The organism is Pantoea sp. ANP04, assembly GCF_041982285.1.
GTDB lineage: Bacteria > Pseudomonadota > Gammaproteobacteria > Enterobacterales > Enterobacteriaceae > Pantoea > Pantoea eucalypti.
The window spans coordinates 185,085-200,316 of the sequence record NZ_JAUTYS010000007.1; the positions used below are offsets into that span (position 1 = coordinate 185,085).

The window sequence follows — 15,232 nt, forward strand, 5'->3', positions numbered from 1 at the left end:
TAAAGTTCAGCGTAACGCGCGCAGCAGCGCATCGTTATCGGCACCATCGGCTACCTGAATATCCTGCCAACCTAATCCAGCGGCCAGGGTAGCCAAACGTTCACTGACGACAATCAGTCGGCAGTGGAGCAGCCATTCCTCACGATCAACCGCGGGGAACAGCGAAAAGAGCTGTTGTAACATTTCACCGCTGGTCACCACCAGCACCGAGACGCCGCGATCGCGCCAGCGGCGGCCTTCAACGGGTCCATCATAATGCTTCTGGCAGCGCTGGTAGCAGGCAGCAAACGTTACCTCAGCACCTCGCCGGGTTAAGGTCTCTGCCAGCAATTCGCGTCCGGGATCGCCTCGCAGGATCAGCGCACGTTTACCGGAAATCTGCTGAAGCGTGTTTATCTGGATCAATTCCTCACTGGTTTCATGAGCATGTGGCCAGGTCACCTGCTGGCCACTGACGGTGTGAAACGCCAGTGCGGTGCTGCGACCAATTGCATAATAGTCCAGCTCAGTGGGCCATGCTTTGATCGCGTGCTGCGCGTAGTGAATAACCTGCTGAGAAAGGATAAAGACGAGGTCGCCAGCATGAAGTCCGGCGAGCTTCTGGGGCAGAGAGGCGAGGTCAGCGCCCGGTGCGAACTCGATCAGCGGCAGGCTCCACGCCTGTTTGCCAAGGGCATGCAGGCGCGATACCAGCTCTGCCGCTGCGGGTTCCGGGCGCGTCACCAGGATGGTCATGCCGGCGGCTGCCCCTGGTAAACTTCTTTCAGGATTTCACGTGCGCCGCCATTCAGCAGTTCATCGGCCAGTGAAATGCCCATCTGTTCTGCCTGCGCGCGTGGACCCCGGCGTTCGCCGCTGACCATCACCCGGCCATCTGGTGCGCCGACCATGCCGCGCAGCCAGAGGTCATTGCCTTCCAGCACCGCGAAACTGCCGATGGGTACCTGGCAGCCACCCTCTAAGCGGGTATTCATGGCGCGTTCCGCTCTGACGCAGACTTCGGTGTCATCGTGGTTCAGTGCCCGTAACAGGTCAATTAAGACGCTGTCGTCCAGACGGCATTCAATGCCGACCGCACCCTGACCTACGGCGGGCAGGGAAACTTCGGCAGGCATTGCCTGGCGAATGCGATCTTCCAGTCCCAGGCGTTTCAGCCCGGCAACGGCCAGAATGATCGCGTCATACTCTCCGGCATCGAGCTTGCCGAGACGGGTGCCCACATTACCCCGCAGCGAACGGATCACCAGATCCGGACGGCGCGCACTAATCTGGCACTGACGACGCAGGCTGGAGGTGCCGACAATGGCCCCCTGTGGCAGCGCGTCAATAGAGTCATAATGATGGGAAACGAACGCATCGCGCGGATCGTCGCGCTCGCAGATGGTCACCAGGCCCAGACCTTCAGGGAAACTGACCGGCACATCTTTCATGGAGTGCACAGCCATATCGGCACGGCCATCCTGCATCGCCAGCTCAAGCTCTTTGACAAACAGTCCTTTGCCACCCACTTTTGCCAGCGGCGTATCAAGAATAATGTCACCTTTCGTGACCATAGGCACCAGCTCAACGCGAAGTCCCGGATGGGCACTCATGAGGCGTTGCTGTACATAATGTGCCTGCCATAATGCGAGCGGGCTTTGTCTTGTAGCAATTCTGAAAATTTTGTCTAACATGCTGTTAACCATTTTTATCGTTCACTGAATATCCTATCATCTCTGGATGAATACTGTCAGTTTCAACGGATTGAAAAGGGCCTGCACACGGTTTCAGGCCCGGATTATCAAGCCATAACGTGGGAACCAGCGCTGAAAAGGCGGGAAGCTGGTAAGAACGTGCTAAACTGTTAAGTAGCGCAACTTTCTTTACGGTCAATCTGGCGAGTGTTAGATTGATCACGTTTCCAGCAATTATCTGCCCACTTTTTACTTTAATAAGCGGCAGAGCGTGGAAACAGGGTGCTTAAACACTGGGACAATCAGGCGAAACGTCTTGTACCTCTACATTGAGACACTGAAACAGAGACTGGATGCAATCAACCAGCTGCGCGTTGATCGTGCGCTGGCTGCTATGGGACCCGCTTTTCAGCGCGTCTACAGTCTGCTGCCAACCTTATTACATTATCAACATCCTCAGATGCCGGGTTACCTTGAAGGTAGCGTTCCATATGGCATCAGCTTCTACACGCCTGATGAAAATCAGCGCCAGCTGCTGGCCGATCTCACCGGCGACAGCGACCTGCGCCATGCCGATGCGCCGAAAGGCGAGATGCCAATCACCGCCATTTACTCCATGGGCAGCACCTCGTCTGTCGGCCAGAATAGCGTCTCGGATCTCGATATCTGGGTCTGCCATCAATCCTGGCTTGATAATGAAGAGCGCCTGAATCTGCAGCGCAAATGTACGTTATTGCAGAAGTGGTGCGTCTCAATGGGTGTGGAAGTCAGTTTCTTCCTGATTGATGAGAACCGCTTCCGTCACAATGAAAGCGGCAGCCTGGGCGGTGAAGATTGCGGCTCCACCCAACACATTTTGCTGCTGGATGAGTTTTACCGTACTGCGGTTCGTATGGCGGGCAAACGTCTCCTGTGGAATATGGTACCGGGTGAAGAAGAGCATCACTATGACGATTACGTGATGTCGCTGTACGCGAAAGGCGTGCTGACCCCCAATGAGTGGCTCGATCTGGGTGGACTCGGTACGCTGTCTGCTGAAGAGTATTTTGGTGCCAGTCTGTGGCAGCTCTATAAAAGCATCGACTCGCCTTATAAAGCCGTACTGAAAACGTTGCTGCTGGAAGCCTATAGCTGGGAATACCCGAACACGCAGCTGCTGGCGATGGATATCAAACAGCGCCTGCACGACGGCGAAATCATCTGCTTCGGACTCGATCCTTACTGCATGATGCTGGAACGCGTAACGCACTATCTCACCAGCGTTGACGATCAGCCGCGTCTTGATCTGGTTCGTCGCTGCTTCTATCTCAAAGTATGTGAAAAGCTCAGCACCGAAGATCATCATCATCGCACCGGCTGGCGTCGCGAGATTTTATCGCAGCTGGTCAAAGAGTGGGGCTGGAACGAAGAGAAGATTGCCGTTCTGGACAACCGCGCCGAGTGGAAAATTGAGCGGGTGCGCGAAGCCCATAACGAATTACTGGATGCGATGATGCAAAGCTATCGCAACCTGATCCGCTTTGCCCGCCGCAATAACTTAAGCGTTAGCGCCAGCCCGCAGGATATCGGTGTATTAACCCGTAAACTGTATGCCGCGTTTGAAGCGCTGCCGGGCAAAGTGACGCTGGTGAACCCGCAGATTTCGCCCGATCTCTCTGAACCGAATCTGACCTTTATTCATGTCCCACCTGGCCGTGCCAACCGTTCCGGCTGGTATCTCTATAACCAGGCACCGGATATGGATTCGATCATCAGCCATCAGCCGCTGGAATATAACCGCTACCTGAACAAGCTGGTGGCTTGGGCGTGGTTTAATGGTCTGCTGACCCGCAAAACCCGGCTGCATATTAAAGGCAATGAGATTTGCGATCTGGCGCGTCTGCAGGAGCTGGTTAACGATGTTTCCAGCCACTTCCCGCTGCGTCTGCCTTCGCCGACACCAAAAGCGCTCTACAGTCCGTGCGAAATTCGTCACCTGGCGATTATTGTTAACCTTGAGCATGACCCGACAGCGGCCTTCCGCAACCAGGTGGTGCACTTCGACTTCCGCAAGCTGGATGTTTTTAGCTTTGGTCAGCAGCAGCAGTGCCTGATTGGCAGTATCGATCTGCTCTATCGCAACTCCTGGAATGAGGTGCGTACACTGCATTTCAGCGGCGAACAGGCGATGATCGAAGGACTGAAAACCATTCTTGGCAAGATGCATCAGGATGCCGCACCGCCGGATACGGTGGAAGTGTTCTGTTACAGCCAGCATCTGCGCGGTCTGATCCGCACGCGCGTGCAGCAGCTGGTCTCAGAGTGCATTGAGCTGCGCCTCTCCAGCACACGTCAGGAGCCGGGCCGCTTTAAAGCGCTGCGCATGGCAGGTCAGACCTGGGGTCTGTTCTTTGAACGTATGAGTGTTTCTGTGCAGAAGCTGGAAAATGCCGTTGAGTTTTATGGCGCGATCTCCAACAACAAGCTGCATGGACTCTCTATTAAAGTCGAAACGAATCAGACACCGCTGCCACCCGTCGTTAACGGCTATGCCAGCGAAGGCATCATTCAGTTCTTCTTTGAAAACACCACGGATGAGCGCGGCTTCAATATCTACATTCTTGATGAGACGAATCGGGTTGAGGTCTATCACCACTGTGAAGGCAGCAAAGAGGAGCTGGTGCGCGACGTCAGTCGGTTCTACTCCTCATCGCACGATCGCTTCACCTATGGGTCGAGCTTTATCAACTTTAACCTGCCGCAGTTCTATCAGATTGTGAACACGGGTGAGCGATTCCAGGTGATTCCGTTCCGTAGTCAGACGCTGACGCAACTGTGTACGACGCAGCCTGACAACGACAACAGCGACTATCAACCGCGCTATCAGGTGCATTGATGCTGACGGCCTGCCTGCGCTCTGCAGGTGGCCGCTATCTTTCTGGCTTGTCACCCGGTTCACGCTATTAGCGGGGATTTCCTGTTGCTTTTCCACCTTCAACTGCGATGATAAGCATCCAGGTAAAGGACATGAAGAGCATAAAGAATGAAGAAAGTAATAAGCCTGTTGGCCGTGACACTGGCTGTAACCAGCCTTGCAGGTTGTGGTCTGAAAGGACCGCTTTACTTCCCGCCGAAGGATCAGCCGAAGAAACAACAATCGCCGACCGAACGCCAGAAAGCGGATGCCAAAAAAGCCGATGTGGGCGGACTGGTTACCGGCAACTCAGGCGTACAAGCGAACTAATCTGATGGCTTATCCGGCGGAGCAAAAAATGCAGTTCTCCAAAATGCACGGTCTCGGCAACGATTTTATGGTTGTGGATGCAGTGACACAAAACGTCTTTTTTTCGCCGGAGTTGATCCGCCGGCTGGCCGATCGTCATCTGGGGATCGGATTTGATCAGCTGCTGATTGTTGAACCCCCTTACGATCCCGATCTCGATTTCCACTATCGCATTTTCAACGCCGACGGCAGTGAAGTGGCTCAGTGCGGTAACGGTGCGCGCTGTTTTGCCCGCTTTGTTCAGCTCAAAGGGCTGACCAACAAGACCGATATCCGGGTCAGTACGCAAAATGGCCGTATGGTCCTGACCGTGACGCCGGATGACCAGGTGCGCGTGAACATGGGCGAGCCCAACTTTGAGCCTCAGCAGGTGCCGTTCCGCGCCAACAAAGCCGAAAACCTCTATCTGCTGCGCGTTGCCGAACAGACGGTAATGCTGGGTGCGGTGTCGATGGGTAATCCTCACTGCGTCATCCAGGTTGAAAGTGTGAAAACCGCGCAGGTTGAACTGCTGGGCCCGATTCTGGAGAGCCATGAGCGTTTCCCGGATCGCGTCAATGTGGGTTTTATGGAGATCATCAATCCCGAACATATCCGCCTGCGCGTCTATGAACGCGGCGCGGGTGAAACACAGGCGTGCGGCAGTGGCGCCTGTGCTGCCGTTGCATGCGGCATTCAGCAGGGCATTCTGGCACCTAACGTCCGTGTCGATCTGCCTGGTGGAACGCTGCATATCTCCTGGAAAGGTGCCGGTCAGCCGCTCTATATGACCGGGCCTGCGACACACGTCTACGATGGGTTTATTCATCTATGAAAAATATCGAAGAGCAGACTGACAGTTCGGTTCTGCTGGACGATCAGGCCGTCAGTGATTATCTGCGGCAGAATCCCGATTTCTTTATCCGCAATGCCCGCGCAGTTGAACAGATGGCGGTGCCGCATCCGGTGCGCGGCAGCGTGTCGCTGGTCGAGTGGCACATGGCGCGGCAACGCAACCACATTCAGCGGCTGGAAGAAGAGATCACGCTGCTGATGGAGCAGGCCAGCGCTAACCACGAACTGTTTGACCGTCTGCTGTCGCTGGAAAGTCATCTGGCAGCGGCTGATTCGCTGCAGGATATGCTCAACCGACTGCACCGCTGGGCACGTGAATTGGGCCTGGCAGGTGCCAATGTGCGGCTGTTTAGTGATAAATGGCTGCTGGGCGCGCCTTCCGATTTCTTTCAGCTGAGCCTGTCGCGTCAGGCGTTTGAACCGCTGCGTATTCAGCGCTTCGGTAACCAGCATCACTATCTCGGCAACATTAATGGCCCGGAACTGCTGCTGCTGCTGCCGCAGGCAAAAGCGATCGGTTCGGTGGCCATGTCGCTGATGGGCGAAGAGGGCGATCTCGGCGTGCTGGTGTTCAGCAGTCGCGATAGCCAGCACTACCAGTCGGGTATGGGGACACTGCTGTTGCAGCACCTGTCGCAGATGATGCCTGATCTGCTTTCCCGCTGGGTCGAGCGCGCATGAGCAGCACGCTGCTGGAGGCTGTCGACGGATTCCTGCGCTACCTGAAAGTGGAGCGCCAGCTGAGTCCGTTAACCCAGAGCAGCTATGCGCGACAGCTTGCCGCGCTGGTGGCGATTGCTGACGAGATGAAGCTCAGCAGCTGGGCACAGCTGGAACCCGCGCAGGTGCGCAGCATGGCGGCGCGTAGCCGTCGTGCCGGACTCTCTGCCAGCAGCCTGGCGCTGCGCCTCTCTGCGCTGCGCAGTTTCCTCGACTGGCAGGTGAGTCAGGGTTTGCTCTCCGCTAATCCTGCCAAAGGGGTAATGACGCCACGTAAAGCACGGCATCTGCCCAAAAATATTGATGTTGATGAAGTGAATCAGCTGCTGGAGATCGACCTTGACGATCCGCTGGCGGTGCGCGACCGGGCGATGCTGGAAGTGATGTATGGCGGCGGTCTGCGTCTCTCCGAACTGGTCAATATGGATTGCCGCCATGTCGATCTCGATTCCGGTGAAGTGTGGGTCGTGGGTAAGGGCAGCAAAGAGCGCCGGGTTCCGATTGGCCGCACGGCCGTCACCTGGATCCAGCACTGGCTGCCGCTGCGTGAAACGTTCGGTGCCCAGGATGATGCGCTGTTTCTGTCGACGCGCGGCAACCGCATTTCGCCCCGCAACGTACAGAAGCGCTTTGCCGAATGGGGCATCAGACAGGGTCTGGCGAGCCATATCCATCCGCATAAGTTGCGCCACTCTTTTGCCACGCATCTGCTGGAGTCCAGCGGCGACCTGCGCGCCGTGCAGGAGTTACTGGGGCATGCGAATCTGTCGACGACCCAGATCTACACCCATCTCGACTTCCAGCATCTGGCTTCGGTGTATGACGCTGCGCATCCCCGCGCCAAACGAGGAAAGAACGAATGAAGTTTTATCGTCCGCTGTCGGCCATAAAAGCTATGAGCTTCGACCTTGATGACACGCTCTACGATAACTACCCGGTGATTCGTCGTACCACGCTGGAGTCCCATGCGGCGTTGCAGGCTTTTCATCCGGCGCTGCGTGACTTCACGCCGCAGGATTATCAGCAGTTACGTGACGAACTGCTGCAGCGTGAGCCTGAAATCTATCATGATGTATCGGAGTGGCGACGCCGTTCGGTAGAGCTGGCGATGCTGAATGTCGGCCTCTCGGCCGCTGAAGCGACAGCGGGCGCGGCAGATGTCATGGCGGTCTTTCATCAGTGGCGGAGTCAGGTCGAGATGCCGGATGAGACGCATCAGACGCTAAAAGCGCTGGCGGAAAAAATCCCGCTGGTGGCGGTCACCAACGGTAACGCCTGCCCGGAAAAAATGGGCATTGCGCACTACTTTCAGTTTACGCTGCGGGCCGGGCCGGATGGGCGCGCCAAGCCGTGGCAGGATATGTATCAGCTTGCCGCGCAACGCCTTGATATCGCACCACATCATATTCTGCATGTCGGTGATGACCTCACAACCGATGTCGCGGGCTCACTGCGCTGCGGACTGCAGGCCTGCTGGATTAACCTGCGGCAGGGCAACCTGATGCATATCCCGGATGCGCGCCTGTTGCCGCATGTCGAAATTTCGCGGTTGGCATCACTCACCTCACTGCTATAATGGCTGTAAATTTATCCAGTCGTCTCCTCTTTTCTGCTTTGCCGCCGTCACTCATCTGGCATCTGTGTCGCCGCCTGACGGGCAGCGATACTGTCTTGCGGCAGGCGGAATAATCAGCGCGACGACGACGCTTTTTCTCTGGTAAACGGTGCTTATGGACGTTTCTGAACTGCTCGATGGTTTGAATGACAATCAGCGCGCTGCCGTTGCGGCTCCGCGCAGTAACCTGCTGGTGCTGGCAGGCGCGGGCAGTGGTAAAACGCGGGTGCTGGTGCATCGCATTGCCTGGCTGATGTCGGTGGAGAATTGCTCTCCCTATTCAATTATGGCGGTGACCTTTACCAACAAAGCGGCCGCGGAGATGCGTCACCGTATCGAGCATCTGATCGGCACCAGTCAGGGCGGGATGTGGATCGGCACCTTCCACGGCCTGGCGCACCGTTTACTGCGCGCTCACCATCTTGATGCCGGTCTGCCGCAGGATTTTCAGATCCTCGACAGTGAAGATCAGCTGCGTCTGCTTAAGCGCCTGATTAAATCCATGAACCTTGATGACAAGCAGTGGCCTGCGCGTCAGGGCATGTGGTACATCAACGGCAAAAAAGATGAAGGCCTGCGGCCAAAGCATATTGAAAGCTACGGCAATCCGATTGAGCAGACCTGGCTGCGCATTTATCAGGCCTATCAGGAAGCCTGTGATCGCGCCGGTCTAGTCGATTTCGCTGAGCTGCTGCTGCGCGCCCATGAGCTGTGGCTCAACAAGCCGCACATTCTTAATCACTACCGCGAACGTTTTACCAACGTGCTGGTGGATGAGTTTCAGGATACCAACAACATTCAGTACGCCTGGATTCGGATGCTGGCGGGTGACAGCGGTCGTGTGATCATCGTAGGCGATGATGACCAGTCTATCTACGGCTGGCGCGGCGCGCAGGTCGAGAATATCCAGCGCTTCCTGCAGGATTTCCCTGGCGCGGAAACCATTCGTCTGGAGCAGAACTATCGCTCAACCAATAACATCCTGAAAGCCGCCAACGCCCTGATCGCCAACAACAATGGCCGCCTGGGTAAAGAGCTCTGGACCGAAGGCAGCGATGGTGAGCCAATCTCTATCTATTGCGCCTTTAATGAGCTGGATGAAGCACGCTTTGTGGTTAACCGCATCAAGGTCTGGATGGAGAACGGCGGCGCGCTCAACGACTGCGCCATTCTCTATCGCAGCAACGCCCAGTCGCGTGTGCTGGAAGAGGCGCTGCTGCAAAGCAGCATGCCGTACCGTATTTATGGCGGCATGCGCTTCTTCGAACGCCAGGAGATCAAAGATGCGCTCTCCTATCTGCGTCTGATGGCGAACCGCAATGACGATGCGGCTTTTGAGCGCGTGGTAAATACCCCGACACGTGGCGTGGGCGATCGCACGCTCGACGTGGTGCGTCAGACCGCCCGTGAGCGTCAGATGACGTTGTGGCAGGCCACGCGCGAACTGCTGCAAAGCCGCGCGCTGGCTGGCCGTGCCGCGTCTGCGCTGCAACGCTTCTGTGAGCTGGTCGATTCACTGGCTACCGAAACCGCCGATTTACCGCTGCATGTTCAGACTGACCGGGTCATTAAAGACTCAGGCCTGTGGCTGATGTATGAGCAGGAAAAAGGTGAGAAGGGCCAGGCGCGTATCGAAAACCTTGAGGAGCTGGTGACGGCAACACGCCAGTTCAGCTATCAGGACGAAGATGAAGATCTGATGCCGCTGCAGGCCTTCTTGTCCCATGCCGCCCTTGAAGCGGGTGAAGGTCAGGCGGACAAGTGGCAGGATGCGGTTCAGTTGATGACGCTGCACTCGGCGAAAGGGCTGGAGTTTAGCCAGGTCTTTATTGTCGGCATGGAAGAGGGGATGTTCCCGAGCCAGATGTCGCTGGATGAAGGCGGCCGTCTGGAAGAGGAGCGTCGTCTGGCTTATGTCGGCGTAACCCGTGCCATGATGAAGCTGACGCTGACCTACGCTGAAACCCGCCGACTCTATGGTAAGGAAGTGTATCACCGGCCTTCCCGTTTCATCGGCGAACTGCCCGAAGCGTGCATCGAAGAAGTGCGTCTGCGCGCCAGCGTGAGCCGTCCGGTAAACCATCAGCGGATGGGTGCCCCGGTGACCAAAAATGACAGCGGATTCGCGCTGGGTCAGCGTGTTCATCACGCGAAATTTGGCGAAGGCACCATCATCAATCTGGAAGGCAGCGGTGAACACAGCCGCCTGCAGGTGGCGTTTCAGGGGCAGGGAATCAAGTGGCTGGTGGCGGCTTACGCAAAGCTGGAAACGCTTTAGCGTGCGGTTGACGGCTTTTTCGTCTCAGCGTAACATGCGCCCACTATTATCATGAGAGGACAATGCCTTGGACACGCCCAGTCGATGCTGGCTCAATGACCTGGATACCAGGAATAACATCTAAGGCTACCTCTTTACGCGGGTAGCCTTAGCGGTTATCAGCGACCTCCCTTTTTGATTCAGTCGCACGAGTCAGCACTGATTTATCTCTGAAACTCTGTTTCCGTGTTCAGGCCGCACGTTCCATGTTGAGGAACGGCGGACTGCCTTGTCCCATTTAGTCTGCAATGGGGAGTATTGCTATGCTGAGCGCATTTAAACTGGATCACAGCCGCCTGACGCGACTGGAGCTGGAAGACGAAAACGACAAACTGACCACCTCCGTCTGGGTCGATCTTATTGAACCGGAAGAGGGCGAACGTGATCGGGTGCAGTCAGAACTGGGTCAGAGCCTGGCAACACGGCCTGAGCTGGAAGACATTGAGGCCTCAGCACGTTTCTTCGAAGATGAAGATGGTCTGCATATTCACTCCTTCTTCTTCTATGAAGATGCTGACGATCACGCCGGTAACTCTACTGTGGCGTTCACCATCCGTGAAGGCCGCCTCTATACACTGCGCGAACGCGAACTGCCCGCTTTTCGCCTCTATCGTATGCGCGCCCGTAACCAGACGCTGATCGACGGCAATGCCTTTGAGCTGCTGCTCGACCTGTTTGAAACCAAAATCGAACAGCTTGCCGATGAAATCGAGAACATCTACAGCGCGCTGGAGAAACTCAGCCGGGTGATCATGGAAGGTCAGCAGGGCGAAGAGTACGATCAGGCGCTGTCGCGGTTAGCGGAACTGGAAGATATCGGCTGGAAAGTGCGCCTCTGTCTGATGGATACCCAGCGCGCGCTGAACTTCCTGGTGCGTAAAGCGCGCCTGCCGGGCAATCAGCTGGAGCAGGCACGTGAAATTCTGCGCGATATCGAATCGCTCCTGCCGCATAACGAATCGCTGTTCCAGAAGGTGAACTTCCTGATGCAGGCGGCAATGGGCTTTATCAATATCGAGCAGAACCGCATCATCAAGATCTTCTCCGTGGTCTCCGTGGTATTTCTGCCGCCAACGCTGGTGGCTTCCAGCTACGGGATGAACTTCGAGTTTATGCCGGAACTGAAGTGGAGCTTTGGTTATCCTGCGGCTATCGGCCTGATGATTCTTGCCGGACTGGCACCTTATCTCTACTTCAAGCGTAAAAACTGGCTTTAAAACAGCCACGGGCCATCTCAGATGGCCCGTTTTGCTGGCTCTCATCCCCGTTTCTGCGTACTCTGATCCTCCTGTTTTTACAAATAATTAACTTCTTATGGACGCTTTTTCGTTGCGCGCGCAGTGGACGCTGCTGTTGCTGGTCTCAGTGTTGCTGGGTGCGGTGCTGCACTATTTTCATGTGCCTGCCGCGCTGTTACTGGGACCGATGATCGTGGGCGTGGTGATGGGGCTATCAGGTGCCACGCTGCGCATTGATAAACGGTTCTTCCTGGTTGCTCAGGCCGTTCTGGGCTGCATGATTGCGCAAAGCCTGTCACCTTCGATTCTGACACCGCTGATTCAGGACTGGCCGATCGTACTGGCGGTGCTGTTGCTGACGCTGGCGGCCAGTGGCTTGTCCGGTTTTCTGCTGGTGCGCTTCAGTCATCTGCCTGGCCCGACCGGCGCATGGGGATCGTCGCCGGGGGGAGCATCGGCCATGGTGGCGATGGCGGGTGACTTTGGCGCTGACGTCCGGCTGGTGGCGTTTATGCAGTATCTGCGGGTACTGTTTGTCGCCTCGGCGGCCGCGCTGGTGGCGCGCATCGGGCTGGGCGATGAAGCACACAGCGTGTCGCTGCTCTGGTTTCCGGCGCTGAATCGCGGTTTTGCCATTACCCTGGTCGTCATGCTGCTGGGTGCATGGCTGGGCACACGACTGCGCATTCCTTCTGGCGCGTTGCTGCTGCCCGCACTGGCGGGTGCGGCACTGAACAGCAGTCATATCGCGATATTACAGGTGCCGGAATGGTTGCTGGCCGTGGCCTATGCGCTGATTGGCTGGAGCGTGGGACTGCGTTTCACCCGCCCGATTTTTCTGCTGGCACTGCGCACGCTGCCGCAAATGCTGGCCTCGATCTTCGGGTTGATGTTGTTGTGTGGCGGGCTGGCGTGGATGCTGACCCGAATGCTGGATATCGATCTGATGACGGCTTATCTCGCCACCAGTCCAGGCGGACTGGACACGGTGGCGATTATTGCTGCAGGCACGCAGGTCAATATGGCGTTTGTGATGGCGATGCAGACGTTGCGTCTCTTTACCATCCTGCTGACCGGCCCGGCTTTAGCGCGCTTTATCTCACGCTACGCGCGCACGGGAACGGGAGCGGAATGAAAACGCCACCGCATCGCAGACAAACACCAGCAGCGCCAGCCAGATGAAGGCAAAGGTCACCAGCTTGTCTGGCGTGATGGTTTCACCGTAAAACACCACCGCCAGGACAAACATCAGCGTCGGGCCGAGGTACTGGAAGAAGCCCACGGTGGAGAGTCGCAGTCGGCTGCAGGCCGCCGCAAACAGCATCAGTGGAATGGTGGTAACAATGCCGGCCGCAATCAGCTTCAGGTTGAGGCTCAGCGGGTTAGCCGATAAATGGCTGGTGGCGCTGTCGGCAAAGCCAAACAGGTAAATCGCCGCCAGCGGGAACAGCCACAGTGTTTCAATCAGCATACCGCTCTGCGCATCGACCTGAATCTTTTTGCGCAAAAGACCGTACAGGGCAAAGCTCAGCGCCAGGCCCAGCGCGATAATCGGTAACGATCCAAACTGCCACAGCTGCACCAGCACGCCGACGGCTGCCAGCAGTACGGCCAGCCACTGCAGGCGACGAAAGCGTTCGCGCAGAAACAGCATGCCGAACACCACGTTAATCAGCGGGTTAATAAAGTAACCGAGGCTGGCTTCCAGCATATGCTGATTGTTGACCGCCCAGATGAACAGCAGCCAGTTGCCGCCGATCGTCACTGCTGTCAGCGCAAGCATCAGCACTTTTCGGGGCTGGCGCAATACGCTGCGTACACCGGGCCAGCTGCGGCTCAGGGTAATCAGCAACAGCATAAAGAGCGCAGACCAGATCACGCGATGCGTCATGATTTCTGTCGCGGGAACCTGTTTCACTAGCTTGAAATAGGCGGGCGCAATGCCCCAGATAAAGTAAGCGCCCAGTGCAAAGCCAACGCCCTGCCGGGTTTGTTGCGTATCCATATGCGATCCATTCAATGTCGTGGTTAGCCGATAAGATAGGTGGCAGTCGCCGTAGCGATGTAGTCGCCATGTTGATTGTGCAGCTCCACCCGAGCCACGCCGACTTTGTTACCGGCACGCAGCAGGCTGCTGGTGGCGATGAAGCGTTCACCGCGTCCGGGACGTAAATAGTCGACACGCATATCAATGGTGCCCATGCGCGACAGACGCTGGCGCAGCTCCTCCTCAGTGATGCTCTCCTGACGGGTTAGCGCATTACTGACGCACACCATGCCCGCAGCGACATCCAGTACCGAGGCGATAACACCGCCGTGCAGGATCTGCTGTGCCTGATTACCTACCAGCATGGTTTTGTTATTGAAACTGATCTCTGCGTAGTCTGCGTCAAGGCGCAGCAGCTCCAGGCCCAGCGCCTGATTAAACGGCATGTGATAAACGAAAATTTCGCCGACCAGCTTACGAGCGTCCTGCTGTGTCAGCACGGGTGATGACATGATGATGTGTCCTGAAAAAATCGGGCCAGAGGGGCGCGGAACGTTAATGAGTTGTGTATTCTATGACGCCTGCGAGGGTGTTTCCAGTTTAAGAAATCAGCACTCATGCTCGCTGCCATTTGTGTGTAGAATGGCCTGCTTTTTACGACACCCTTTCAGTTATTCTGATACGCAGTTGCTCACCGGAGAATTCTATGCGTAAGCATCGCGCCTTGCTGGCGGCAATGTTGATATTTCCTGCGCTGGCGCAGGCGGATGAAGCCCAGATTAAAGAGGTTCATGACGCGCCACAGGTCCAGGGCAGCATTATTGCTAACCTGCTGGAGAAGCACGACAACCCGTTTGTTCTCTATCCTTACGAGAACAACTATCTGCTCTACACCTATACCAGCGATCTGAATAAAGAGGCGATCTCATCTTATAACTGGGGAGAAAATGCCCGTAAAGATGAAGTGAAATTCCAGCTCAGTCTGGCATTTCCGTTATGGCGCGGTATTCTGGGCGACAACTCCGTCCTGGCGGCCTCTTATACACAGCGTTCCTGGTGGCAGCTGTCGAATAGCGCGGAGTCTTCGCCATTCCGCGAAACCAACTATGAACCTCAGATCTTCCTCGGCTGGGCAACCGACTATTCACTGGCGGGCTGGACCTTACGGGATGTTGAAGTGGGTCTGAATCATCAGTCCAATGGACGAAGCGATCCGACTTCACGCAGCTGGAACCGTGTTTATGCGCGTCTGATGGCGGAGAACGGTAACTTCCTGGCGGAAATCAAACCCTGGTATCGCATCCCGGAAGGGGAGAGCAGCGATGATAATCCTGATATCACCAAATACATGGGTTATTACCGTGCCAAAGTGGGCTACCGGCTAGGCGACAGTATTTTCAGCGTTGAGGGCAACTATAACTGGAACAGCGGTTATGGCGGCGCGACAATGGGCTGGAGCTACCCTATCAGTGAGCATGTCCGCTTCTATACTCAGGTATTTAGCGGTTACGGTGAATCACTGATCGATTACAACCATCGCCAGACGCGTCTGGGTGTGGGTGTAACGCTTAACGACTTGTTCTAAT

The 15,232-nt window shown here is 56.2% G+C and carries 15 protein-coding genes; 11 read left to right on the top strand and 4 right to left on the bottom strand.

What is annotated here, in order from left to right:
• Positions 1-6: 6 nt before the first annotated feature.
• Both hemD and hemC read right to left on the bottom strand, forming a co-directional pair.
• Positions 7-735, bottom strand: coding sequence for a uroporphyrinogen-III synthase (hemD, locus tag Q7C21_RS11870; protein WP_003854352.1), 729 nt, complete (start codon positions 733-735; stop codon positions 7-9).
• Positions 732-1,673, bottom strand: a complete 942-nt coding sequence (gene hemC, locus Q7C21_RS11875) for a hydroxymethylbilane synthase (protein ID WP_033743361.1) — start codon at positions 1,671-1,673, stop codon at positions 732-734. The genes hemD and hemC overlap by 4 nt, the downstream gene beginning before the upstream one ends.
• Before the next feature lie 316 nt (positions 1,674-1,989).
• Between hemC and Q7C21_RS11880 the strand changes: the two genes are divergently transcribed.
• The 10 genes from Q7C21_RS11880 to Q7C21_RS11925 all read left to right on the top strand — a co-directional run bounded on the left by Q7C21_RS11880 (position 1,990) and on the right by Q7C21_RS11925 (position 12,794).
• Complete coding sequence (locus tag Q7C21_RS11880) at positions 1,990-4,548, top strand: class I adenylate cyclase (protein ID WP_003854355.1); 2,559 nt, start codon at positions 1,990-1,992, stop codon at positions 4,546-4,548.
• Between the two features lie 147 nt (positions 4,549-4,695).
• Positions 4,696-4,896 carry a lipoprotein gene (locus Q7C21_RS11885; protein WP_008926437.1) on the top strand — a complete coding sequence of 67 codons (201 nt, stop codon included), beginning with the start codon at positions 4,696-4,698 and terminating at the stop codon, positions 4,894-4,896.
• Between the two features lie 28 nt (positions 4,897-4,924).
• Entirely contained in the window at positions 4,925-5,749 is an 825-nt protein-coding gene (gene dapF / locus Q7C21_RS11890) for a diaminopimelate epimerase (protein WP_008926438.1), read from the top strand.
• Positions 5,746-6,450: a DUF484 domain-containing protein gene (locus Q7C21_RS11895; protein ID WP_003854361.1), complete on the top strand. Its 705-nt coding sequence runs from the start codon at positions 5,746-5,748 to the stop codon at positions 6,448-6,450. The genes dapF and Q7C21_RS11895 overlap by 4 nt, the downstream gene beginning before the upstream one ends.
• Entirely contained in the window at positions 6,447-7,352 is a 906-nt protein-coding gene (gene xerC, locus Q7C21_RS11900) for a tyrosine recombinase XerC (RefSeq protein ID WP_008926439.1), read from the top strand. The genes Q7C21_RS11895 and xerC overlap by 4 nt, the downstream gene beginning before the upstream one ends.
• Complete coding sequence (gene yigB, locus Q7C21_RS11905; protein WP_039658612.1) at positions 7,349-8,065, top strand: 5-amino-6-(5-phospho-D-ribitylamino)uracil phosphatase YigB; 717 nt, start codon at positions 7,349-7,351, stop codon at positions 8,063-8,065. Before xerC ends, yigB begins: the two co-directional genes overlap by 4 nt.
• Before the next feature lie 154 nt (positions 8,066-8,219).
• Positions 8,220-10,382: a DNA helicase II gene (gene uvrD / locus Q7C21_RS11910; protein WP_003854368.1), complete on the top strand. Its 2,163-nt coding sequence runs from the start codon at positions 8,220-8,222 to the stop codon at positions 10,380-10,382.
• A 67-nt stretch (positions 10,383-10,449) separates the two neighbouring features.
• Positions 10,450-10,506: a YsgD/CorL family protein gene (ysgD, locus tag Q7C21_RS11915; RefSeq protein ID WP_369690086.1), complete on the top strand. Its 57-nt coding sequence runs from the start codon at positions 10,450-10,452 to the stop codon at positions 10,504-10,506.
• A gap of 178 nt (positions 10,507-10,684) precedes the next feature.
• A complete protein-coding gene (gene corA, locus Q7C21_RS11920; protein WP_003854370.1) occupies positions 10,685-11,638 on the top strand; it encodes a magnesium/cobalt transporter CorA in 954 nt (317 codons plus the stop codon).
• Between the two features lie 97 nt (positions 11,639-11,735).
• On the top strand, positions 11,736-12,794 hold the full coding sequence (locus Q7C21_RS11925; RefSeq protein WP_003854372.1) for an AbrB family transcriptional regulator: 1,059 nt from the start codon (positions 11,736-11,738) through the stop codon (positions 12,792-12,794).
• Here the strand turns inward: Q7C21_RS11925 and rarD are convergent.
• Positions 12,759-13,664: an EamA family transporter RarD gene (gene rarD, locus Q7C21_RS11930; protein ID WP_003854374.1), complete on the bottom strand. Its 906-nt coding sequence runs from the start codon at positions 13,662-13,664 to the stop codon at positions 12,759-12,761. The genes Q7C21_RS11925 and rarD overlap by 36 nt on opposite strands.
• Before the next feature lie 23 nt (positions 13,665-13,687).
• Positions 13,688-14,158 carry a thioesterase family protein gene (locus Q7C21_RS11935; RefSeq protein WP_003854376.1) on the bottom strand — a complete coding sequence of 157 codons (471 nt, stop codon included), beginning with the start codon at positions 14,156-14,158 and terminating at the stop codon, positions 13,688-13,690.
• 194 nt (positions 14,159-14,352) lie between these two features.
• Between Q7C21_RS11935 and pldA the strand changes: the two genes are divergently transcribed.
• Positions 14,353-15,231, top strand: coding sequence for a phospholipase A (pldA, locus tag Q7C21_RS11940; protein WP_003854378.1), 879 nt, complete (start codon positions 14,353-14,355; stop codon positions 15,229-15,231).
• Position 15,232 lies beyond the last annotated feature (1 nt).

Bases quoted from the DNA above. Each gene is read 5' to 3' on its own strand.
- hemD (WP_003854352.1), bottom strand. From the start codon at position 735: ATGACCATCCTGGTGACGCGCCCGGAACCCGCAGCGGCAGAGCTGGTA.
- hemC (WP_033743361.1), bottom strand. From the start codon at position 1,673: ATGTTAGACAAAATTTTCAGAATTGCTACAAGACAAAGCCCGCTCGCA.
- Q7C21_RS11885 (WP_008926437.1), top strand. From the start codon at position 4,696: ATGAAGAAAGTAATAAGCCTGTTGGCCGTGACACTGGCTGTAACCAGC.
- dapF (WP_008926438.1), top strand. From the start codon at position 4,925: ATGCAGTTCTCCAAAATGCACGGTCTCGGCAACGATTTTATGGTTGTG.
- Q7C21_RS11895 (WP_003854361.1), top strand. From the start codon at position 5,746: ATGAAAAATATCGAAGAGCAGACTGACAGTTCGGTTCTGCTGGACGAT.
- xerC (WP_008926439.1), top strand. From the start codon at position 6,447: ATGAGCAGCACGCTGCTGGAGGCTGTCGACGGATTCCTGCGCTACCTG.
- yigB (WP_039658612.1), top strand. From the start codon at position 7,349: ATGAAGTTTTATCGTCCGCTGTCGGCCATAAAAGCTATGAGCTTCGAC.
- uvrD (WP_003854368.1), top strand. From the start codon at position 8,220: ATGGACGTTTCTGAACTGCTCGATGGTTTGAATGACAATCAGCGCGCT.
- corA (WP_003854370.1), top strand. From the start codon at position 10,685: ATGCTGAGCGCATTTAAACTGGATCACAGCCGCCTGACGCGACTGGAG.
- Q7C21_RS11925 (WP_003854372.1), top strand. From the start codon at position 11,736: ATGGACGCTTTTTCGTTGCGCGCGCAGTGGACGCTGCTGTTGCTGGTC.
- rarD (WP_003854374.1), bottom strand. From the start codon at position 13,664: ATGGATACGCAACAAACCCGGCAGGGCGTTGGCTTTGCACTGGGCGCT.
- Q7C21_RS11935 (WP_003854376.1), bottom strand. From the start codon at position 14,158: ATGTCATCACCCGTGCTGACACAGCAGGACGCTCGTAAGCTGGTCGGC.
- pldA (WP_003854378.1), top strand. From the start codon at position 14,353: ATGCGTAAGCATCGCGCCTTGCTGGCGGCAATGTTGATATTTCCTGCG.